Raw genomic sequence first — 21,780 nt, forward strand, 5'->3', positions numbered from 1 at the left:
CCTGTCGCGGGCCAGAGGGGACTGCTTGGACAACGTCATCATCGTCGGGCCTCGGCTTCGGCAATGGGAAGTTCGAACGGGCCGGCCGGCGCCCCGCTGCGGTCGCGCAGCGTGCACACCGGGCCATCGGCCCAGCAGTAGCGCACATGCGTTGCGCGCGTGGACAGCGGGCCGCGCAGCAGGATCCGGCGCCCATCCAGTCCGGCATCGGCGTACTCGCAGTGGCGCGTATGGCCCCTGGCCTCGCACAGTTCAAAGCCGATCGGACGCAGTGCGCCGGTTGCGGTGAGCGCGCCTTCGACATCCTCGAACGCGATGGCCACGCCCGCGGGCGTCCGCACGGCCGTGACCGCCCGCGGACCTGACGGTGCCAGATCCTGCTCGCCGTACACCACATGGCGCGCCACGCGCGCCAGGCGGCGCCCGAGCACCTGCTTGTTCGGCGGATGGATGTCGTAGGCGTCGCCGATGTCGATGGCAATGGCGAGTCCGCTCCGCGCATCCTCGGCGGCGACGCGCCGCTGCGCCTCGCGCACCTGCGCCCAACCGCTGTCGGCAGGCGCAACCGGCGGCTGGCCATAGTTGGCCAGCTGCACGAGCAGCAGTGGCGTGCGTGCACCGAACTGACGCCGCCAATCGTCGCGCAGCGCACGCAACCGCGCCGCGTATGCCGCGCCATCACCGGTGTTCGATTCACCCTGGTACCACAGCATGCCGCGCAGCCCGAAACCGCCGAGCGGTGCGATCATTCCGTTGTACAGCGTCGACAGCCCGGTGGCCGCCTGCCAAGGGGCAAATGGCGGCGCCTGTTGGCCCGGCGCAACCCGATACATCCACGGTCCCTGCAGTGGCACCCGCTCGCCGGAATCGAACTGCAGGCCGTGTGCCGTTGAAGGACCGGCCAGGCCGCCTTCGCCGTAGGTGTCCAGCACGTTGACCGCAATGCTGTTGGATCCTGCCTTCAGCACGCCATGTGGCAACGGGTAGCGCCTCTCGCCGGCGCCGTACTGGCTGCCGACGGCGACCCCGTTCACCCAGGTCACGTCCACCTCGTCGGCCGATGCCAGCTCCAGGGTCGCGCCGCGTGCTGCCTGTTCAGCGCTCAGCATCACCTGCGTGCGATACCAGACCATGCCGTTGTAGTCGGCAAGTGCGGGCTCGTTCCACCGCTCCCATGCGCCCAGTGTGGCCGGTGCGCGCGACCATCCGCGGTCATCGGCATCCGCCCGCCATGGGGCGTCGCCGGGCAGCGTGCCCTCGCGTGTGGCCCACCAGTGCTGCCAGTAGCGGCCCCAGGCCGCGCGTGCCTCCAGCGGATCACGCGCAGACCGCGCGAGGATATCGAGGGCCTCATCCAGGCCGCCCTGCCCGCGCAGTGCACCAACGCTGGTCCAGGCCTCGATCCGCGAGCCACCCCACGCCGCCTCGATCAGCCCCATCGGCACGTCGACCGTGCGCTGCAGTTCGCGCGCGAAGTAGAAGCAAGTGGCGGAAAAATCGCGCACCGCATCAGGCGTTGCCGATGTCCAGGCAGTGCTGTCGCTGAAGGTCTCCTGTGCCTGCACGGCGGCGTGCTGCGGCACGGTGAACAGCCGGATCCGTGGCATCGTGGCTGCGGCAATCTCGCTGGCTGCGTTGAGCGAGCGCCACACCGGCAGTTCCATGTTCGACTGGCCCGAGCACAGCCACACGTCGCCGACCAGCACGTCGCGCGCCGTTTGCCGGCGCGTTCCGTCGTTTACCTCCAGCGTGTAGGGACCGCCAGCGGCGACCGGGTACAGCATCGCCTGCCAGCGGCCTGCGGCGTCCGCCCGGCTGCTCACCGCCTGCCCCGCAAACGTCACGGAAACCGGCTGCCCGGGGCCTGCGTGCCCCCAGACCGCAATGGGCTGGTCGCGCTGCAGGACCGCGTGATCTCTGAACAACGGATGCAGCAATTCCGCCACTTCCCGCGCCGAGGCCGGCTCCGCAAGCCCGGCCATGGCCACCAGCATCAGCGCATGACCAACCGCTCCGAACCTGCTCATCGGCCATCCCCCGGTGCGAACGGAAACTGCAACGCCTGGTAGTACGACAATGGCTGCGGCGGTGGCCGTTCGCCGGCGGGCAATGGCCGTCCGCTGAGCGACTGGAAGTACGCCACGCTGGCGTCACGCCACCATTGCGCTTCGTCGTGCTGGATCTGCAGGAACGCAGTAACGTGCCGATGCCGCTGCGGATCGATCCGGTCGCGCAGGCCGGCCCAGGTGTCCTGCATCGACCGCACCTGGCGCACACCCCGCGAATAGCGCCCGACCAGCTCATCCCAGAGCGTCCTGCCCGAGCGCATGCGGTGATCCCACGGCACATGATGGAACCACAGCAGCAGCGACTCGGGCACCCGCTCGGGGTCGCCATAGACCTCGGCGACCTGCGGGGCGTACTGGCCCACGGCGTTGCTTCCGCCGGCGCTGCGGTCAAAACCGATGCCCTGGCTGTCTGCGCGGTGGTAGTACACCGACGTCCAGTCCGCACGTGGGCCTCCGTCCACCCAGGGGCCGGGGCCGTAGTGATGGCCGCGTGCCATCAGGTGGTGCAGGCCCAGCGGCGTCATGTAGTCCACTGCCGCCTCGCGCGAGTCCATCATCATCCGCACGATCGGGCCGGTCACCTGCGGGTCGGGCGAGAACGTCAACGCTGCCCAGTCTTCGGCAATCGCGCGCGCGGATTGCTGCGGGTTCCAGGCCAGCCGGCCGAAGGCGTACCAGTTGGCCTGGTCGAAGTGCGAGCCACTCCAGGTGCGGTCCACGCCGATGTTGGCGACGCCGGCAATACCGGTCAGTGCGTGGCCTTCCAGCGAGCCATCGATCACGCGGGCAACCGTGGAGCCCTCGCCGCGGGCATGGGTGTCGGCCTGCAGCACTTCCTCGTAGAGCGTTCCCAGGTAGACCAGGTGCGTCGCAAAACCCAGGTATTCCTTGGTAATCTGCAGTTCCATCATCAGCGGCGTGCGTGGCATCGCGCCGAACAGCGGATGGAACGGCTCGCGCGGCTGGAAGTCGATTGGGCCGTTCTTCACCTGCACGATCACGTTGGGGCGAAAGGCACCGTCCAGCCCGACAAACTCGCTGTACGCCTGCTTGGCGCGATCATCGGGAACCTCGTGCGAATACACGAAGGCCCGCCACATCACCACGCCGTTGTAGGGTGCCAGCGCGTCGGCCAGCAGGTTGGCGCCGTCGGCATGGGAACGACCGTAATCCTGCGGGCCGGGTTGCCCCTCCGAGTTCGCCTTGACCAGGAAGCCGCCGAAATCCGGAATGCGCGCATGGATCTCATCGACCTTGTCGCGCCACCAGCGCCGCACGCCGGGATCCAACGGGTCAGCCGTCGCCAGGCCGCCGAGCTCGATGGGCGCACTGAAGCGTGCGCTCAGGTAGACCCGGATGCCATAGGGGCGGAACAGGTCGGCCAGCGCGGCGGCTTTGGCCAGATAGGCCGGCGACAGGCTCAGCGCACTGGCGTTGACGTTGTTGAGGACGGTGCCGTTGATGCCGAGCGAGGCGTTGGCACGGGCGTAGTCGGTGTAGCGCGGGTCACGCCACTGCGGCAACGTCTGCCAGTCCCAGAGGGAGCTGCCTGCATAGCCACGCTCGACGTAACGATCCAGATTGTCCCAATGGTCGAGCACACGCAGTGCGACCCGCGGCGACTCCCGCACGTCCAGCCCCTGCAGCGGCATGCCACGCTGCAACAGGCGCAGCAGATGGAACGTGCCATACAGCACGCCGACATCCCGGCGTGCCGCCACCAGCAGTACATCGCGCCCCTCGATCCGGACCCGCCGGATCAGGAAGCCCTCGTCGCCCAGCGTGGCAACCTCGTTGCCGAACGCGGCGACCAGCGCCGAAGACTGCGGCGTACCCAGCACCAGGGCATGGTCAGTACTGATTGCCGTTCGCATTGGCGGCGCCGTTCCCAGCAATCCAGGGAGGCTGCGCGCAAGCTCATCGCGGGTAGCGCGCTGCATCGGCGTGCGATCCGGGGCCACCACTTCGGCCAATTGCCGCCGGTAATCGGCAGCGACCGTTGCGGCAATCGGCTGGTAGCGCATCCACAGCCCGTAGCCATCCTCCGCCCGCGCCACGCCAGCACAGGCCAGCAGCACGACCACGGCCCACAGGCGCGTGCCGACAGCACGCAACAAGGGCGTTAACATGCGCCTTTGTAGACTCCGTCCGGGCCCGGGGCAGCGCATCATCGTCCTTCGCACCCCCGCGGCAGCGCCACCAAGAACAAAGGGATCGTGCATTGGACAAGCCGAAGAAATCGGTTCGCCGCAGAACCGCAGGCGTGACGATCGACGAGGTTGCGGCCCTTGCCGGCGTTTCGCCGATGACCGTGTCGCGGGTGATCAACCAGGGCAAGGTGCGCGACGTCACCCGCGAGCGCGTGCTGCGCGCCGTGCGTGAGCTGGGCTATACGCCCAATCTTGCCGCCAGTTCGCTGGCCGCCGCACAGCACACGCGCATTGCGCTGATTTACACCAACCCCAGCGGCGCCTACCTGCGCGAACTGCTGGTGGGCCTGCTGCGCGTCGCCTCCAGTTCCGCCATCCAGCTGGTCATCGACTACTGGGACAACCTGGATGCCGAATCCGAACGTAGGGCGGCGCGCGCGCTCGCCGGACGCGTCGACGGGGTGATCCTGCCGCCGCCCCTGTGCGAATCGCAGGCCGCCGTAAGCGAACTGGTCAAGGCTGGCATTCCAGTGGTGGCCATCGCATCGGGTCGCCTGAGCGAAGCCCTGTCCTGCGTCCGCATCGACGATTTCAGTGCGGGCAGGGAAATGACCGAGCACCTGCTCCGGCAGGGACACACCCGCATCGGCTTCATCCGAGGGCGCGATGACCTGAGCGCCAGTGCGCTCCGCTACGACGGCTTCGTCACCGCCCTGCGCGAGGCCGGGCTTGCGGTGGAGCCTGGCCTGGTCCAACACGGTGACTACACCTACCGGTCCGGCCTGGCTGCCGCCGAAAAGCTGTTGTCCCAACGCCGCCCACCGACCGCGATTTTCGCCAGCAACGACGACATGGGCGCCGCCGCCATCTCCGTCGCGCACCGACGCGGGCTGGAAGTGCCACGCGACCTGTCGGTCGTGGGTTTCGATGACACCTCGGCCGCCACCACCGTGTGGCCGGAACTGACCACGATCCACCAGCCCATCGCCTCGATGGCCAACGCGGCCGTCGACATCCTGCTGCGCACCATCCGCCGTCCGGCGGGGGACGCAACGGTGCTGCGCGATCATGTGATGCCGCATCGGCTGATCGCACGCGATTCGGTCGCCGCCCCGCCCCGGCGGCGGTAGCGCAGGCATCATGCTCCGCATCCGAGGGTGACCTCGGCTTCGTTCAGTGCGCCCAGCGCGACGCGTGATACGGAAATCGTCATCGCATCGCCCGTCACCACTGACCACGGTCGGTCGATCGCGTCCAGCTTGGCGCCCGCCTTGGCCAGGCACTTCAGCGGCACGCCAACGCGCTTCCACTGGCCTTGTGGAAGCGCCGCCAGCGACGGCCCGATGGCAATGCGTGCCGAGCAGCCCACGCCGCAACCGACCGACAGCCACACCTCACCCTGCGGCGCAACGTCGACCCGCAGCGTGGTCAGCAGCATCAGGTCGCCGTTCGATTCACGCCGCAGGTCCAACGCCGTGTGCGACTGCAGTGCCGCGGCGGCTTCGCCATTGCCCGACCAGGCCAGACGTCGCCCATCCTCCTGCGCCAGATGATCCACGCCGCTGATCTTCAGCCGATCATCGGGCAATGCGTCCGGCACGCGGGTCACGGTCAGGCCCTGGCCAGCAGCATCCTCGATCCGCAGCGCCATGCCAGGACCCGCGTCACCGCGCGCGAAGAACACGCCCGTCGCGCCCTCGTTGCCGGTCACGCCCGATGCCTCCGGCAGCGCGGCCAGGTCGCCGTTGTCGGCGTAGGTCAGGCCGAAGCCGAACGCAAACAATGGATCGTAGTCCTTTTGGCCCACGTTGTTGGCGTACTGGGTGGCAGTGCGCGGCCAGCTGAAACTGAGCTTGCCCTTGAAATCGTACTGCACGCGGCCATCGCTTCCGCGCAGCAGCACATCGGCAATCCCGGCGCCTTCCGAACCCGGCAGCCACGCAGCCACGAAAGCATCGGCGGCATTGATTTCCCGGTTCACCCAGAGCGGCCGCCCGCTCAGGAAAACCGCAACAACCGGTATGCCTTCGGCCTTGAGCCGCTTGAGCAGCGCCAGGTCCGTTTCGTTGCCGGGCTTGTAGGCCAGCGTCGGCCGGTCTCCCTGGAACTCGGCATAGGGGTCTTCGCCAAACACCACCACCGCCACATCGGGCTTCACTGCATAGCGACCGTCAACGGCAAGCACGGCTTCACCACCGGCCGCGCTGGCCTGGCGCGCGATGCCCTCGTAGATCGTGTCCGCATTGGGGAAGTCCTTGCGGGTGGTGCCGGTGCCCTGCCAGTTGAGCGTCCAGCCGCCCGCCTGCTTGCCGACATCGTTGGCACCGTCGCCGGCCACGAGGATCCGCTGCTTCGGAGACAGCGGCAGGACGTGGTCCTGGTTTTTCAACAGGACCAGCGATTCGCGCACGGCCTGCCGGGCGACCGCGCGATGTTCCGGCGCGCCAATCAGTGCGAACTGCCCGCCGACGGCCCGCGTGGATGGCCTGCCGGCCTCGAACAGCCCAAGGCGGAACTTGACCCGCAGGATCCGGCGCACTGCATCGTCCAGCCGCTGCGTCGTGATCCGGCCGTCCTTGACCGCAGCCAGCGTCGTCTCGTAGAAGCCCTTCCAGCTGTCCGAAGCCATCGCCATGTCCAGGCCCGCGATGATGGTGGCCGGGCAGTCTGTGGTGGTGCAGCCCTTGACCTGTCCATGACCATTCCAGTCACCCACCACGAAGCCACCGAAGTTCATGCGGCCCTTGAGCACATCGGTGAGGTAATGCCGGTGCCCATGCATCTTTTCACCGTTGACGCTGTTGAACGACGCCATTGCGGTCTGCGCGCCGGCGGCGATTGCCGGCGGGTATCCGGCCGCGTGGATGCGCACCAGATCTGACTCGCTGATGCGGGTGTCGCCCTGGTCCTTGCCGTCAGTGGTGCCCCCGTCGCCGAGGAAATGCTTCACCGACGCGATTACATGGCGGCCATCGAGGAACTCCGGTGTTCCCACCCTGCCCTGCAGCCCCTCCACCATGGCGGCGGCATAGCTGGCCACCACGTCCGGCGATTCGGAGTAGCCTTCGTAGGTGCGTCCCCAGCGATCATCCTGGGGTACGGCAACGGTCGGCGCGAACGTCCATTCCATGCCGGTGACACGGGTCTCCAGCGCGGTGATGCCACCGATCTGCCGCAGCAGCTCCGGATTGCGCGTGGCGCCCAGCCCGATGTTGTGCGGGAACAACGTGGCGCCAATGATGTTGCTCTGCCCGTGCACGGCATCGATGCCGAACAGCAGCGGAATGGCCTTGCCGCCTTTCGAGGTGTCCATCGAGGCGTCGTAGAAGGCGTCGGCCAGCGCCAGCCATTCGGCCGGCGACGCGTCATAGCGGCCACCGGGATCGGAGTTGCCCCCGGCCAGGATCGAGCCGAGCCGGTAGCGGCGCACATCATCTGGAGTGACGCTGGCGATGTCGCCCTGCACCAGCTGGCCGACCTTGTCCTCCACCGTCATTCCGGCCATCAGGTCGGTGATGCGCTTCTCCAGCGCCGGGTCCGCAGCCAGGGGCCAGATGACCTCCGGCCAGGGATCCTTGTCGGTGGCTGCGGCGGCGGCAGCCCGGTCCTGGCCGCGGCAGCCGAGCAATCCCAGCATCAGTGCGGCGACCAGCGCGCCGCTGCGGATTACGAAGGCCTGCGATGTCATGGTGCTCATCCTTCCATCTGCTCCAGTTCCTTGCCCTTGGTCTCGTGCACATGCCGGACGACGAAGATCACCGAGATCACGGCAGCCACCAGGTAGATGCCGTAGGTGGCCGCCAGCCCTGCCGCGGCCAGCAGCATCGGGAACGTCACCGTGACCACGAAGTTGGAGGTCCACTGCGCCGCGCCGGCGACTGCCAGTGCCGAACCGCGGATCTGGTTCGGGAACATCTCGCCCAGCATCACCCACATCACCGGTCCCCAGGACAGATTGAAGAACACGACGTAGGCATTGGCCGCCACCAGTGCCAGCGTGCCCATGCGGCCGGGCAGCTGCAGATGCCCGTCGGCCAGCGAACCGCTGGCAAAAGCCACCACCACCAGTGCAAGCGACAGCGACATCCCGGCCGAGCCGAACCACAGCAGGGGTTTGCGGCCGATCCGGTCGATCAGCAGCACGGTGACCACGCAGGCACCGATGCTCAGTGCGCCGGACAGCACGTTGATCAGCAGCGCGTCGTTCTCGGAAAAGCCGACTGCCTGCCACAGCACCGCGCCGTAATAGAACACCACGTTGATGCCGACCAGCTGCTGGAAGCAGGCCAGCCCGACGCCGACCCAGACAATCGGGCGGATCCGCCCTGTCGCCCGGCTCTTCAGATCGGACAGGCGCGGGCGATGATGGTCGTTGGACAACGAGGCATCGATCTCCTCGAACGTGGCGCGGGCCTTGTCGCCGCCGAGCAGCCGGGTCAGCACCCGCAGTGCATCGTCCTTGCGCCGCTTCACCACCAGGTAGCGCGGGCTCTCAGGAATGGTCAGCAACAGCAGCAGGAACAGCAGCGATGGCGCGGCCTGCATCCAGAACATCCAGCGCCAGGCGGCCTGCCCGCCCCACAGCGGTTCGGTCGACGCGCCCGCTGCGGCCGCCAGCAGGTAGTTGGACAGGAAGGCAGCGGTGAGGCCGGTGATGATCGCGATCTGCTGCACCGTGGCCAGGCGGCCGCGATAGCGGGCCGGAGCGACCTCGGCAATGTAGGCCGGCGAGATCACGCTCGCCGCGCCGACCGCGAATCCGCCCACCACCCGCGCCGCAATGAACCAGCCCGACGAGACCGCCGCCCCGGCACCGAGTGCCGACAGCAGGAACATCACCGCCGACAGGATCAGCACGTTGCGACGGCCGAGGCGGTCGGCCAGGCGGCCGGCACTGAACGCGCCCACCGCACAGCCCAGCAGCATCGACGCGATCTCGAACCCCTGCATCCATTCACCGGACCGGAACGCCTGGTGCAGGCCATCCTGGGTGCCATTGATCACACCGCTGTCGAAGCCGAACAGAAAACCGCCAATCGTCGCTACCACGCTGATCAGTACGATCAGCCGGGTGTTCTCCCCGCTGCCTGCTGCCTGGTTCATCCCCGTCCCCTTGAGTGCACCGTTGCCGCCGTTGGCCTGCTTGCCGCGCTCAGCGCAGCAGGTACTGGTTGAGCAGGTTTTCGTAACGCTCCTGCTTGCCGCTGGCCTGGCGCGGTTCGCCGAGGCGGGCGGCCAGTGCCGCCAGGTCCGGCAGGCTGAGCGTGCCACGCTCGAACTCCTGGCCGGCGCCACTGTCGAAACTTGCGTAGCGCTCCTTGCGCCATTGCTCCCAGGGAGACTCGGTCAGCAGTGCATGGGCAACCTCCAGGCCGCGTGCGAACGCGTCCATGCCACCAATGTGGGCAATGAACAGATCCTCCAGGTCGGTCGACTCACGGCGCACCTTCGCATCGAAGTTCAACCCGCCCTCCAGCCCACCCTGGCGCAGCACGACCAGCATCGCGCCCACGGTGTCGTACAGATCGCTGGGGAACTGGTCGGTGTCCCAGCCGTTCTGCGCGTTGCCGCGGTTGGCATCGATGCTGCCGAGCAGGCCATGATCGGACGCGACCTGCAGGTCGTGCTCGAAGGTATGGCCGGACAACGTGGCGTGGTTGGCCTCGATGTTGAGCTTGAAGTCCTTGTCCAGCCCGTGTTCCTTCAGGAAGCCCACCACCGTGGCACTGTCGAAGTCGTACTGGTGCTTCATCGGCTCCATCGGCTTGGGCTCGATCAGGAAGTTGCCCTTCAGGCCGATGCTGCGGCCATAGTCGCGGGCCATGGTCAGGAAGCGTGCGAAGTGCTCGATCTCGCGCTTCATCTGCGTATTGGCCAGCGACGCATAGCCCTCGCGCCCGCCCCAGAACACGTAGTGCTCGCCACCGAGTTCGACCGTGGCCTCCAAGGCGGCCTTGACCTGCACCGCGGCGCGGGCCACCACGGCGAAATCGGGATTGGTCGATGCACCGTTCATGTAGCGCGGGTGCGAGAACAGGTTGGCCGTGCCCCACAGCAGCTTGACGCCGGTGGCCTCCTGGCGCGCCTTGGCCAGGCCCACCATGTGCGTGAGGTTCTTCTGGTACTGGCCGATATCATCGGCATCCGGCGCCAGGTCGATATCGTGGAAGCACCAGTACGGCACGCCCAGCTTGGTGAAGAACTCGAACGCCGCGTCCACTTTCGCTTCGGCCGTGGCCAGCGGCGAGCCCGCCTCCCACGGGAACTGCCGGGTACCCGGGCCGAACGGATCGTGCCCGGCATTGCAGAAGGTATGCCAGTAGCACACGGCAAAGCGCAGATGCTCCTGCATGGTCTTGCCACCGATGACCCGGTTTGCATCGTAGACCTTGAAGGCAAGCGGATTGTCCGAGCCCTTGCCCTCGAACGGAATGCGGCCGATGCCGGGGAAGTATTCCTTGGCGCCGATGAAGGGCTGCGTGCTCATGGTGCGTGCTCCTGTCGTTGTACGGTGTGGTGGAGGAGCCATCAGCCGCGCTGCAGCGGCGTGATGGCATCAAGATGACTGAGGAAGCGTGCGTAGGCCCGTGCATAGGCATCGCTGCGGTCCGGATCCGGGCGCGCGGAGAGCGTGGGATCGACGGTGACGTGCCGTGCGGTGATGTCGCTGATCGAAGTGGCGTTGCCCTGCGATCGGGCGAGCGACCACAGCGCCTGTAGCGCCGCTCCAAACGCCGCGCCTTCGGCCTGCACCGGGACCTCCACGGGCAGGCCGAACACATCGGCCACCAGTTGACGCCAGGCAGCGCTGTTGCTGCCACCGCCGGTGAGTACGATGCGATCAAACTGCATGCCCGCGCGGACGAAGGCGTCGTAGCCGTACCTCAGGCTGTAGGTCGCGCCCTCCATGGCGGCGCGGTAGAGGTGCGCCGGAGTGAAGTTGGCGGTGTCCAGGCCGGCCAGCACACCCTTGCCGAGCGGCAGGTCCGGCGTACGCTCGCCATTGAGGAAGGGCAGCATCACCAGCCCGCCTGCTCCCGGTGGCGTCGCGCGCAGGTGCGCATCGCCGTCGCGAGTGCTGAAGCCGAAGGCACGGGCCACCTGTTCGGTCGCCACGGTGCAGTTCATGGTGCAGATCAGCGGCAGCCATCCTCCCGTGGACGAGCAGAACGCGGCCCAGGCGCCGTCAGCGTCGATCACCGGCGCGCTGGAATAGGCGAACAGCGTTCCAGACGTTCCCAGGCTCATCGCCAGGCGTCCTTCGGTGACGCAGCCAGTGCCGATCGCGGCCATCATGTTGTCGCCGCCGCCAACGGCCACCTTCACCGCCGCTGCAAGCCCGAGCGCGGCCGCGGCCTTCGGCGCGATATCAAACAGGGCGTCGGGTGCGGCGATCGGCGGCAGGCAGGCGGCAAGATCACGATCAGGATCGGTGGCGCGCAGCAGTTCCTGCGACCAGGTGCGTGTGCGCACGTCCAGCCAGCCGGTTCCGGACGCATCGCCAAGCTCGCAGAACCGCTGCCCGGTCAACACGAAATTCAGGTAGTCGTGTGGCAGCAGGATGGTCGCCAGCCGCGCATAGGCGTCGGCACGGTGGATCCGGGTCCAGGGCAGCTTGGACGCTGTGTAGCCGGCCAGGATCGGGTTGCCCGCCAGCGCGATGGTCCGTTGGAATCCGCCCACGGCGTCCATGATCTGGATGCATTCGGCCGAGGTGCTGGTGTCGCACCACAGCTTGGCCGGCGCCAGTACCTCGCCAGCATCATCAACCGGCACGAACCCATGCTGCTGCCCCGATACCGCCAGTGCGACGATGCGAGCGCGCAGCGAGGGGTCGATCCTGGCAAAGCAGTCGCGCAGGGCCGACACCCAGTCGGCAGGCGCCTGTTCACGGCTGCCGTCGGCACCGCTGTCCAGCGTGAGCGGCGCGCTGGTGACGGCGGCCACCGCTTGCGCCTGCGGGTCGTAGACCAGCACCTTCAGGCTCTGCGTCCCTGCATCGATCCCTGCAACCAGACCCATCGAAACCGCCTCCGATCAACAAAAAGGTAGCGCTAACATTCCGTGGACTCAAAAAGGGGGCGTGGTGTCCGGCCCCCTCGTTGCCACCGCGCGCGTCATCGCCCGCGGTGTTGCCGCACTGTAACCAGCTGCAGCGGAAAAAGCGTGCTGCAACGCAAAACCCTGCTACGTGCTCGCCGTCGTCGAACGCCATACGTCCACGCCGGACCTGCAGTACTGCGCGATGAACTCCGCCTGCGCCGGCATCTGCGCGGCAGCCTGCTGCACAGGCCCTTGGATGCCCTTCAACAAGGTGCGCAGATCGACATCACTCACGGCCCGCGCCAGCGGGTGGGCAGGACCGGGCGCGATGCCCTGCCCGAGCAGCACGCTGGTCCACGATTCCACGCGGAACAGCTCGCCGGGGTCCTGCCAGGCGTGCGCACGCTCGCGCCACGCCTGCAACCGCTGCTGCAGCGATCCGGGCACGCTCATCTCGCGACACGCCTTCCACATCGGTTCGGTGCGCTGCGTTGCGTGATAGTGCAGGATGATGAAGTCGCGCACATGCTCCATTTCCTGGCGGCTGACATCGTTGTACAACTGCACCAGCGACGCACTGATGCCGTCGAACGGGAACAACTGGATCAGGCGCACCACCGCGCTGATCGCCAGATGGATGCTGGTCGACTCCAGCGGTTCGATGAAACCGCTGGCCAGCCCGAGCGACACCACGTTCCTGTTCCAGGCCTTCAGCCGGCGCCCGCTGCGGAACGGCACGTTCCATGGGTCGCGCAAAGGTGGAGCCCCTGCATCGCGTAGCAGTTTCGCGGCGGCCTCGTCATCAGACAGATGGCGGCTGTCATACACCAGCCCACAGCCAACGCGGTGCTGCAGCGCGATGTGCCAGCGCCACCCCGCCTCGTGGGCGATCGCCCGGGTATAGGGCACCGGCGGCGCCACCGCTTCGGTCTGCACCGCCACGGCCCGGTCGCACGGAAGCCATTCGTGCCAGTCCTCGTAGCCGGTGCCCAGCGCCTGCTCGATCAGCAGGCCACGGAACCCCGTGCAGTCGATGAACAGATCGCCCTCGATCACCTGGCCGTCGTCCAGTACCAGCGCCTGAACCGAGCCGTCGTGCGCGTGCTGCCTGACTTGGGCGATCCTGCCTTCGATCCGGCGCAGGCCGTTGGCCTCGGCCCTGCCGCGCAGGAACCGCGCATACAGGCTGGCATCGAAGTGATACGCATAGCTGGCCTGCGGCTGGGTGTGCAGCGAGAAGCGGTCGCCGCGCGACGCGATGCTCTCCAGGCAGAAGTCGCCCAGGTCCGAGGGCATGCCGCGGCGCAGGCTGTCCAGCCAGAAGTGATGGAAGGGAGCCGCCCAGGTGCCATGGCCAATGGTGCCGAACGGATGGAAGAAGCGATCCCCCGGCAGCCGCCAGTTCTCGAACGAGATCGACAGCTTGAAGGTGCCGGCCACCGCGCGCAGGAACTCCTGCTCGTCAATCTGCAGGAAGCGATGAAAGGTGCGGATCGGCGGCACGGTGGACTCACCGACGCCGACCGTGCCGATCTGCTCGGACTCGACCAGCGTGATCTGCAGCTGGTCACGGAACTGATGCGCCAGCGCGCAGCCGGCCAGCCATCCCGCTGTACCGCCACCGGCAATGACCACCTTGCGGATGCGCCCTGCAGGCGTGCTTTCGGTATCCAACGCGGTGCCCTCTCTCAACGGTTGAGCCTGCCCAGCAGCATCGCGCGCATGCGGCGGGCGCGCTGCTCGTCGAACGGTGCCAGATCCCCGCGCGCGGCGTCAGGCAGGTGCTGCCCCGCGCGCTCGCCGGGGCCGAATACGTAGTAACGGAAGAGCCCTTCCCAGGCCTGCTTCTCACGCGCTGGCAGGTCGCGCACGGACCACATCGCGTGCTGCAGCGCCGCCAGCGGCGACCCCAGCCAGGCCGGCGAGCTTCGCCACCAGTAGTTCACCAGCACGTTGAACGGCTCCAGGCTGCGTACATGGTGCCACCACATGCTGGGAATGAAGATCGCATCGCCGGGTCCAAGTACCGCGCTGCGTGCATGCGCCAGCGCCTCGCGGAAACGTGGATGCCGATCGAAGTCGGGGCGCTCGAAGTCCACCACGCTGACGACCTGTCCGCCCGGCGTGGGATCGAGCGGGCCCGGATAGAGGTTGTCGATCTGGGCGGGCGGGAACAGGGTGAACTCACGCCGCCCCACCGCGCAGCAGGCGAGGTTGTCGGGTGTGTCGAAATGGCACGAGGCCGTCACCCGGTTGCCGATCCAGATGCTGGCGGTGGCGTCGAGGCCCTGCTTCGCCAGCCCGGCGTCGTTGGCCTGCGCGAATGCCGGCAGCAGTGCCCGCTCGATCGGCAGCGAGGCCACGTAATAGGTTGGCGGCCGAGGCGCATGCAGCGTCGTGGCGATCTCTTCCAGCACCTGGGCCAGCACGCCGCGTCGCACTTCGAAGTTCAACCGGGTGAAGTCCGCGCTGTAGAACGGGCGCCCCCCGATCTCGGCGCCGCCGAACGAGTACTGGATGGGCGCACCCGCATCGACGCTGCAAAGGTACACCATCGCGTCGTGCACGCCGCCCAGTCCGGCCTGGACCAGTGGCCAACCGCTGGCGATGCCGCGCAGTACGACCGGCTCACCGGCGTCCACCAGGTCAGCCAATGGCAACGCGGCAGGATCGATGCCTTCCAGGATCCGCATCGGCAGGCTGGCTTGCACCGGTCAGTTCCTGACCGCCTGCGTGGTGCCGTCCTGGACGCGGAGACGGCGCTGCTTCTCGGCGATCAGGCGGCGCATGTTATGCAGCGAGGCAAGCATCAGGTACGCACCTTCCAGGTAACCGGCGCGGTTCAACGCAGCCAGGCGTGAACTGTCCAGCGCCGCCAGGCGCTCGCGGTCAATGCCGTGCAATCCGCTCACGCTCACCCGGTGGTACGGCGCGATCTGCACGTCGAGCGTGACCGGCTGGATGAGGCCGCAGTCGTCGAGCATCGCGAACATTGCGGCCGCGTACGCGCTGCCCTCGTGGATGCCGCGCAGCACGCCGGCGATGTGGTCCAGGTAGGGCGTGTTGCCGCCCTGCGGCAGGAACACCGGCTCACCGGCGCCGGCGGTGACGCGCGGATGGTCCAGGTCCACGTGCATCACCGCATCCTGGGTGAGCAGGCCATCCACGTAGTGCTCCTGGAACCCGATCAGGAACGGCCCTTTGGCGGCCGCACCAGGCAGGTAGGAGGCATTCCAGCGCCCGTCCTGCAGGAACAGGTTCTCGTGTTGTTCGAAACCCAGCAGGGCCACGGACTGCCACGCTTTTGACCCGGTTTCCCTGCGCAGGAAGATCGGATACTCACGCTGCAGTTCAGCGAACTCGCTGGGATAGGCCGGCACCATGCCCACCGCATCGCCGAACTGCGGCCCGAATCCGGTGGCGACCTTCAGGTCCCGATGCGCGATGTTGTTGAGCATTTCGTAGCGGGCCATCAGGGTATCCAGTCCAATGCGGGTTGCTGGCCGGCAGGGTAGCGCAGGCGCGACAGGTGCGGCGACACCGTCCCGGCACGGCACCGCTGGCGGGCAGCGGTGCCGTGCCGGACGCATCGGCAACCAGGTTCAGAACTTGTAGCGGACGCCCAGCATGTAGCGCGGGCTCTGGTCTGCCAGCTTGACGATCATCTGCGACGTGCGCGAGCGCCACCGCACATCCTCACCGGTCAGGTTGATCGCCTCCAGGCTGAAGGACCAGTGGTCATCGAGCGCGTAGTTGACGCTGAGATCCCACTGCTCGTACGGCTCCACATAGTACGGATTGCGGCTGGAGCCCTGGTTGGCCAGGATCAGGTACTGATCGCGCCAGTTCCATGCCAGTCGCACCGACCACCCGTACTTCTCGTACATCAGCATGGCGTTGGCGGTGTCGCTCAGGCCGGTGAGCGAGAACTGGTCGATACCCGGATCGCCGCCGTTGTTGTAGCCGACATCACCTTTCACCACCGTGTAGTTGGCCAGTACGCCGAACCCGGTGTCACCGAAGAAGTACTGCCCGCCCAGCTCCCAGCCGTGCAGCTTGGACTTGTTCTGGTTGATCGGGCGATTGACGTTGAACTGGTACAGCGGATCGTTGGCCTGCCCATACAGATCGTAGGCCGCTTCGGTGGCCAGCACCTGCGCATCGGTGCCGTTGTAGGCGCCCAGCCCGGCGGGATTGTTGCGCAGCAACGCCAGTGCGGTGAACAGCGAGGTGTCGTTGGCCGAGCAGGCAGCGGCATTGGCCGGCCCGACCTGGGCGACGCAGGCGCCGCTGGTCAGGAAGTCCAACGCCGCCCGCGCATCCGGCCCAGAGGTCGGGTCGGTGAGGCCGTACAGGCTTTCCTGGACGACGGTGTTGCCGATGAAGTTGCTGACCGACTTGTTCCAGTAGGTCAATGACACATAGCTGGCATCGGCGAAGTACCACTCCAGCCCCAGGTCGAGGTTGTCCGATTCCAGCGGCTTCAGGCTCGGGTTCTGGGAATTGCCGCTGGCGCGCGAGGAGGGATCGATCAGCACCGAGCCGAACGGCTGCTGGGCCCCGGGTCCCGCATAGAGATTGCCGTACGGCGCGCGGGCGATGCTCTTGCCGAACGAAACGCGTCCCTTCAGCTCCTCGGTGAGGTCGATGCTGAAATCAAGGTTGGGCAGGATGTAGCTGTACCGCGCCTTCTCCGTGAAGGGCTGCTGCTCATCGGACAGCACGATGCGGAAATCGTTGTTGGCCTGCCACTCGATGGATTCGGGAACGGCAATGACCGAGGTCGACACCACGTCGGTGGTTTCATAGCGCACGCCCAGGCGGGTGTTGGTGCGCATGCCGCCCAGCTCCCCGTCCAGTTCCACCTGGAAGTACGCCGCCTTGGTCTTCTCTTCCACGAAGTTGTCGGCCGCGCGTTGCGGGTTCACACCCAGGCCGACGCCGTACTCGCCCGATGCCCATTGCGCGAGCTGTCCGGCATTGCCGCGCCAGGCCGGCCAGCTGTTGGCACTGTAGTCGTCGAACAGGCCGACGATGCTGACCGGCTGCAGCAGGTCCATCAGGCCCGCGGCGGTATCCCGGTCCACGTTGGCCACGCCCCAGTCACCCAGGGTGGAGTAGGCCTCGGCGGCCTGGATGCGGTGGGTGGTGGACTTGTTGGTGTCCACGCCGAACTGGAAGCGGCCGTGGTCGAAGTTCCATTCGCCATCGACGCGCGCCTGCTTGATCTCGCTGATCTGGGTCTGCGCGTTGACGCGCAGCACCTGCGTGCCAACCTCGCCTTCCTGGAAGCCCGGATTGACCACGCCATTGGTCCCGGCGACCGCATCGGCGGTGCTGGGATACCAGACCTGGGTGCCAACCGGCAGGCCATTGTTGAAGTTCAATTCCTGCACCCAGGAGCCGCCACAATGCGGGCCACGGGTGCAGTTGTTGGTGCCGGCGATGCTCATGAAGATCGAACCACCGCCGGTCAGCGGATCATTCGGGCGGCTCTCGTTCTTCGAGTTGTGCGCATCGAAGCTGAGCTTGAAGCGGTCGCTGACATTCCAGACGGCGTTGAAGCCCAGCGAGCCCAGCTTGTACTCCTGCATGCTGCGCTGCTGTTCCAGGCCGAAATCCTTGGTGCCGGCGATTTCACGGATGTATACCGGCGTCGCGACGGCGCCACTGGTGTCGAACTCGACGTTGGTGTAGTTGCTGTTCTGCAGCCACATGCCCTGCTCGCCGCGATTCTCGGTGATTTCGTTGGTCGAGTAGGTGTAATCCACGGTCAGGGTCAGGCTGTCCGTCGGTGCGAACTGCAGCACGGCCTGGCCGTTGACGCGTTCGCGTTCGAATTCGGAGAACGCGTAGCGCAGGTCGTTGGGCCGCGCGTAAAGCTGGCCGACGGCCGGGGCATTGACCACGGTCGGGTTGCCCGGCATCGACCCTGTCCACGGCTGCACGTTCCAGTAGTTCTCCGTGGCCTGCACCGAGCCACCCTTGCGCTTCTGCTGGCTCGCGCTGAGGCTGACGCCAAAGGTCTTTTCCGGATTGCTGTAGCTGAAGATGCCCGACAGCTCCGGTGTCAGGTCATTGTCGAACGGCTGGCTCTGGTCGGACACCAGCTTCGCCCCGGCGTTGGCCACGATGCCGGCGTGATCGAGCGGGCGCGAGGTCAGGATGTTGATCGTCGCACCGATGCCACCGCTGGGCACCTGTGCCTGGCTGGTCTTGTAGACCTCGATGCCATTGATGGCCTCGGCGGCCAGTTGCGCGAAATTGAAGGCGCGGGTGCCGCCGTCGACACCGCCGATGGCGACCTGTCCAGAGGCACCGAATGCATCGGCACCCGGCATCTGCCGACCGTTGAGCGTGACCATGTTGAACTGGGGGCCGAAGCCACGCGCGGTCACCTGCGCGCCCTCGCCGTCACGGCGCTCGATGGAGATGCCGGTGATGCGCTGCAACGACTCGGCAAGATTGGTATCGGGGAACTTGCCGATGTCCTCAGCGCTGATCGCGTCGACCACGCCCGCCGAGTCGCGCTTGATGTCCATGGCCTGGCTCAGGCTGTTGCGTATGCCCGTGACCTGCACTGCATCGAGCTGGGTGGGCTGCGACTGGCTCTGCGGCTGCTGCCCGGTTGCCGGTGCTGCGTCCTGCGCAAAGGCAGGATTGATGACCAGGGCGCCACCCACGAAGGTGAACATGGCCCGGGACCGGAACTTCGCCAATGCGCGGCTCATGAACCGGACCTCGGGGCCAGGGTGCCGCGGAAACTGCAAGTGCTCATGAAAGTCCCCTCTGACATACGATCGAATGGATGTACCGCCCCCTCCCAGGGGCACGCACGGGCGTGGCCCGCATTCCAAACCGAACAGCACGGGTGCTCGGGCACGCCGCGACTTACACTTGCTTTTCAAGCCTGCCAGGACAAACACGCGGCAAAGAAGGCAGCCCCTGGACCTTGGATCCCCGTCCGACTGGTAGCGCTACCATCGCGTTGCAGCGGAGAGTAATCACCCCGGTTCGCGCTTGTCACCATGCAGCGCAGCAAACCAGCAGCGCGCGGCACAGCTCATGACCCGGCTGCTGCTGCATCCGGTCAGGCGCACCCGACGTAGGAAGGATGCCCGCACTTGCGGGTCATCCAGAAAGGAACGCACCGTGAACGCTCTTCAGCGCATCGCCGCCGCAGTCGGCTTCGCCCTACTCGTTTCGTCCGGCTCCTCAGTTTTCGCCGCCAACGCCGTCATCGTGGGCGGGGCAGAGATGTACCCCACCAGGACCATCGTCGAGAACGCCGTCAATTCCAAGGATCACACCACCCTCGTTGCAGCGGTCAAAGCAGCCGGCCTGGTCGACACCCTCAACGGCGCCGGGCCCTTCACTGTTTTCGCGCCCACCAATGCGGCCTTCGAAAAATTGCCTGCAGGCACTGTCGATACGCTGGTGAAGCCGGAAAACAAGGCACAGCTGACCCGGATCCTGACCTACCACGTCGTCCCGGGCAGCTACAGTACGGCGCAGCTTCTGGCCGATGCCCGCAAGCACGGCGGCAAGGCCACCCTCAAGACCGTGCAGGGTGAGCCTCTCACCGTGGCGCTCCACGATGGCAAGCTCTGGATCATCGACGCAAAGGGTGGCAAGGCAGGCATCAGCACTGCAGATGTCAGCCAGTCCAACGGCGTCATCCACGTGGTCGACACCGTGCTGATGCCCTAGTATGCGGCCTCATGCAACGGGCATCCGGCGCGATGCCCGTTGCCCGGGCCGGTCATGCCGCCGTCAACATGCGGATGCGCGGCCGGCATGGCGTAGTGGCTACCACACCGGTCCCAGCAGCTTCATCACTTCGGCCTCCAGTTTCTGCGCGGCCTCGTCCTGGGAGGCGACCTTGATGCACAACCCCGACTGTGCCGGTCCCGGCACCAGCTGGTAGCGGTTGATGGTGCCGCCACCTTCACCGTCCAGCGCTACGCGCGCCACTACCGTTCGGCCATTGGCGTGGAAGGTCCAGTCCTGATAATCAAACATGCTTCAGTACGTGTGCGGCCAAGATGTCATCCCACTTTAGGCGGCATGCCAGTGAAGAACGCTCCAGGAAGATGTTCAGCGCGCGTGGACATGATGGCGACAGGGCCTATTGCAGTGCCCGCGCCAACTGCAGGACATCGGCGAAGAAGGAGGGATAGTCGTCCTGAGGAGCGTTGTGGGTCTGGCGCCGGTGGATCAGGCGCACTGCGACGACACGCTGTTCCGGAACGATCATCAGGTATTGGCCCAGGTAGCCGTTGGCGGCAAAGCCGACGACCGGCCCCCGTGAGATGTCGTAGAGATCGGCGAGCTTCAGGCCGCGCGCGGAGATCTGGCTGCCGTAGCGCTGGGACCAGTCCGCGCCCAGTTGATCGGCGAGGAAGGCGACCAGCGTGCTGCGGCTTTCGAATACTCGCCCTGCGCTGGCCTGCAGTGCGCGCTGTACGTCGTCGTCCACGCCCCTTTTCACCAGCAGATCCCGTAGCCGGGGCTTGAGCTGGTAGCGTTCCCAGGCCGGTATCCGCCACCACAGCAGCCCAACATCTGGCGCACGGGCGCTTTCGGTCGTCATCAACGCGACCGACTGCTCACTCAGGAGACGTTTGCCATCCGGCGCCACGCCTCCGTCCAGCAACAGTTGCCCGATGGCGGCAAGATCGGCCGCGCGCAGGGACAGCCCGGCCATGCCCAGCGGGGTGCCTGCCTCATCCTTCATCCAGGTGTAGTGGGCAATGCCCAGGGGCTTGAACAGGCGCGCGTCCACATAGGCATCCAGCGGCTCGCCTGCCAGGCGCTCGACAATACCGGGCAGCAGGTTGGTGGCCTTGTTGTTGTAGGAGAACACGGCACCCGGGGCATCGCTCAGCTCGGCGGCCAGTGCCAGCCTGACCAGGTCCGGGGCCCCTTCCAGCTCTTCGCCCGCGTTCGCCACGTTCTGCAGGCCCGAGGTATGGTCCAGCAGCATGCGCACGGTAATGGCGCTCTTCCTGCCCTGCTTCCATTCGGGATAGATCTGGCTGACCGGCGTATCGATCGAAGCCAGCTTTCCGTCGTCCAGCAGCAACGCAATGGCCAGCGCGACGACCGACTTGGTGGCCGACATCAGGTGAACCGATTCCTGCCCCGCGGCGGGCTTCAGCTCAAGCAGCGTCTCCCGCTCATGCATCACCAGGACCGCATCGGAATGCGCGGCGCGTGCATTGCGCTTGATCGCGGCAAGGGCTTCGGCACGCATCGCCGCTTGGGTGGGCCCGGCGATGCCGAACACCAGGGCCAGGGCGCAGGACAACCAGCAGGATCTTGGCATCGCAATCTCGTCCAATGAGTGTGTGTGCAGCTTGACTACATGTGTAGTCAAACTGCAGTGCCTGAAGTCATGCCGTCCTTGAGTGCTGAACGTGGGCTGGCGCCGCCCCGGCCCACCTGCAGCGCGGTCGACTGCAGCGGTCGCCATGCCGCGCCGCACGGTATGATGCGGCGACCCGGAACCTGCGATG

Annotated in this window: 14 protein-coding genes; 2 read left to right on the top strand and 12 right to left on the bottom strand. The window is 66.7% G+C overall.

Annotated features, from left to right (window positions below):
• Positions 1-38: 38 nt before the first annotated feature.
• Both VG543_RS04900 and VG543_RS04905 read right to left on the bottom strand, forming a co-directional pair.
• Positions 39-2,027, bottom strand: a complete 1,989-nt coding sequence (locus tag VG543_RS04900; RefSeq protein WP_423177917.1) for a sialate O-acetylesterase — start codon at positions 2,025-2,027, stop codon at positions 39-41.
• On the bottom strand, positions 2,024-4,198 hold the full coding sequence (locus tag VG543_RS04905; RefSeq protein WP_423177919.1) for an alpha-glucuronidase family glycosyl hydrolase: 2,175 nt from the start codon (positions 4,196-4,198) through the stop codon (positions 2,024-2,026). The genes VG543_RS04900 and VG543_RS04905 overlap by 4 nt, the downstream gene beginning before the upstream one ends.
• Before the next feature lie 92 nt (positions 4,199-4,290).
• Here VG543_RS04905 and VG543_RS04910 point away from each other — a divergent pair, with 92 nt between their 5' ends.
• On the top strand, positions 4,291-5,349 hold the full coding sequence (locus tag VG543_RS04910) for a LacI family DNA-binding transcriptional regulator (protein ID WP_423177920.1): 1,059 nt from the start codon (positions 4,291-4,293) through the stop codon (positions 5,347-5,349).
• Between the two features lie 8 nt (positions 5,350-5,357).
• Here the strand turns inward: VG543_RS04910 and VG543_RS04915 are convergent, their stop codons facing one another.
• From VG543_RS04915 to VG543_RS04950, 8 genes are all read right to left on the bottom strand, one after another.
• Positions 5,358-7,916 (bottom strand): glycoside hydrolase family 3 protein, encoded by a 2,559-nt coding sequence (locus VG543_RS04915; RefSeq protein ID WP_423177921.1) that lies wholly within the window; start codon positions 7,914-7,916, stop codon positions 5,358-5,360.
• Positions 7,913-9,322, bottom strand: coding sequence for a sugar porter family MFS transporter (locus VG543_RS04920; RefSeq protein ID WP_423177923.1), 1,410 nt, complete (start codon positions 9,320-9,322; stop codon positions 7,913-7,915). Before VG543_RS04920 ends, VG543_RS04915 begins: the two co-directional genes overlap by 4 nt.
• Before the next feature lie 49 nt (positions 9,323-9,371).
• Complete coding sequence (gene xylA, locus VG543_RS04925; RefSeq protein WP_019659736.1) at positions 9,372-10,706, bottom strand: xylose isomerase; 1,335 nt, start codon at positions 10,704-10,706, stop codon at positions 9,372-9,374.
• A gap of 41 nt (positions 10,707-10,747) precedes the next feature.
• The gene (gene xylB, locus VG543_RS04930) at positions 10,748-12,241 is read right to left on the bottom strand and encodes a xylulokinase (protein WP_134734829.1); all 1,494 of its coding nucleotides are present in this window, start codon (positions 12,239-12,241) and stop codon (positions 10,748-10,750) included.
• A 165-nt stretch (positions 12,242-12,406) separates the two neighbouring features.
• Positions 12,407-13,936: a tryptophan halogenase family protein gene (locus tag VG543_RS04935; protein WP_423178104.1), complete on the bottom strand. Its 1,530-nt coding sequence runs from the start codon at positions 13,934-13,936 to the stop codon at positions 12,407-12,409.
• A 14-nt stretch (positions 13,937-13,950) separates the two neighbouring features.
• Positions 13,951-14,973, bottom strand: coding sequence for a cupin-like domain-containing protein (locus tag VG543_RS04940; RefSeq protein WP_423177924.1), 1,023 nt, complete (start codon positions 14,971-14,973; stop codon positions 13,951-13,953).
• Positions 14,974-14,976: 3 nt separating this feature from the next.
• Positions 14,977-15,735: a SapC family protein gene (locus VG543_RS04945; RefSeq protein WP_423177925.1), complete on the bottom strand. Its 759-nt coding sequence runs from the start codon at positions 15,733-15,735 to the stop codon at positions 14,977-14,979.
• A 129-nt stretch (positions 15,736-15,864) separates the two neighbouring features.
• Positions 15,865-18,993 carry a TonB-dependent receptor gene (locus VG543_RS04950; protein WP_031269491.1) on the bottom strand — a complete coding sequence of 1,043 codons (3,129 nt, stop codon included), beginning with the start codon at positions 18,991-18,993 and terminating at the stop codon, positions 15,865-15,867.
• Positions 18,994-19,414: 421 nt separating this feature from the next.
• Between VG543_RS04950 and VG543_RS04955 the strand changes: the two genes are divergently transcribed.
• Complete coding sequence (locus tag VG543_RS04955; RefSeq protein WP_423177926.1) at positions 19,415-19,972, top strand: fasciclin domain-containing protein; 558 nt, start codon at positions 19,415-19,417, stop codon at positions 19,970-19,972.
• 99 nt (positions 19,973-20,071) lie between these two features.
• On the opposite strand, the gene VG543_RS04960 is transcribed toward VG543_RS04955, so the two are convergent.
• Positions 20,072-20,284, bottom strand: a complete 213-nt coding sequence (locus tag VG543_RS04960) for a hypothetical protein (RefSeq protein ID WP_021202391.1) — start codon at positions 20,282-20,284, stop codon at positions 20,072-20,074.
• Positions 20,285-20,390: 106 nt separating this feature from the next.
• Positions 20,391-21,572 carry a serine hydrolase domain-containing protein gene (locus tag VG543_RS04965; RefSeq protein ID WP_423178105.1) on the bottom strand — a complete coding sequence of 394 codons (1,182 nt, stop codon included), beginning with the start codon at positions 21,570-21,572 and terminating at the stop codon, positions 20,391-20,393.
• Positions 21,573-21,780 lie beyond the last annotated feature (208 nt).

The sequence above is a fragment of the Stenotrophomonas sp. CASM101 genome, assembly GCF_049384845.1.
Classification (GTDB): domain Bacteria; phylum Pseudomonadota; class Gammaproteobacteria; order Xanthomonadales; family Xanthomonadaceae; genus Stenotrophomonas; species Stenotrophomonas hibiscicola.

Excerpts from the sequence above, each read along its gene's own strand:
- VG543_RS04900 (WP_423177917.1), bottom strand. The coding sequence starts at position 2,027 with ATGAGCAGGTTCGGAGCGGTTGGTCATGCGCTGATGCTGGTGGCCATG.
- VG543_RS04905 (WP_423177919.1), bottom strand. The coding sequence starts at position 4,198 with ATGTTAACGCCCTTGTTGCGTGCTGTCGGCACGCGCCTGTGGGCCGTG.
- VG543_RS04915 (WP_423177921.1), bottom strand. The coding sequence starts at position 7,916 with ATGAGCACCATGACATCGCAGGCCTTCGTAATCCGCAGCGGCGCGCTG.
- VG543_RS04920 (WP_423177923.1), bottom strand. The coding sequence starts at position 9,322 with ATGAACCAGGCAGCAGGCAGCGGGGAGAACACCCGGCTGATCGTACTG.
- xylA (WP_019659736.1), bottom strand. The coding sequence starts at position 10,706 with ATGAGCACGCAGCCCTTCATCGGCGCCAAGGAATACTTCCCCGGCATC.
- xylB (WP_134734829.1), bottom strand. The coding sequence starts at position 12,241 with ATGGGTCTGGTTGCAGGGATCGATGCAGGGACGCAGAGCCTGAAGGTG.
- VG543_RS04945 (WP_423177925.1), bottom strand. The coding sequence starts at position 15,735 with ATGGCCCGCTACGAAATGCTCAACAACATCGCGCATCGGGACCTGAAG.
- VG543_RS04950 (WP_031269491.1), bottom strand. The coding sequence starts at position 18,993 with ATGAGCCGCGCATTGGCGAAGTTCCGGTCCCGGGCCATGTTCACCTTC.
- VG543_RS04960 (WP_021202391.1), bottom strand. The coding sequence starts at position 20,284 with ATGTTTGATTATCAGGACTGGACCTTCCACGCCAATGGCCGAACGGTA.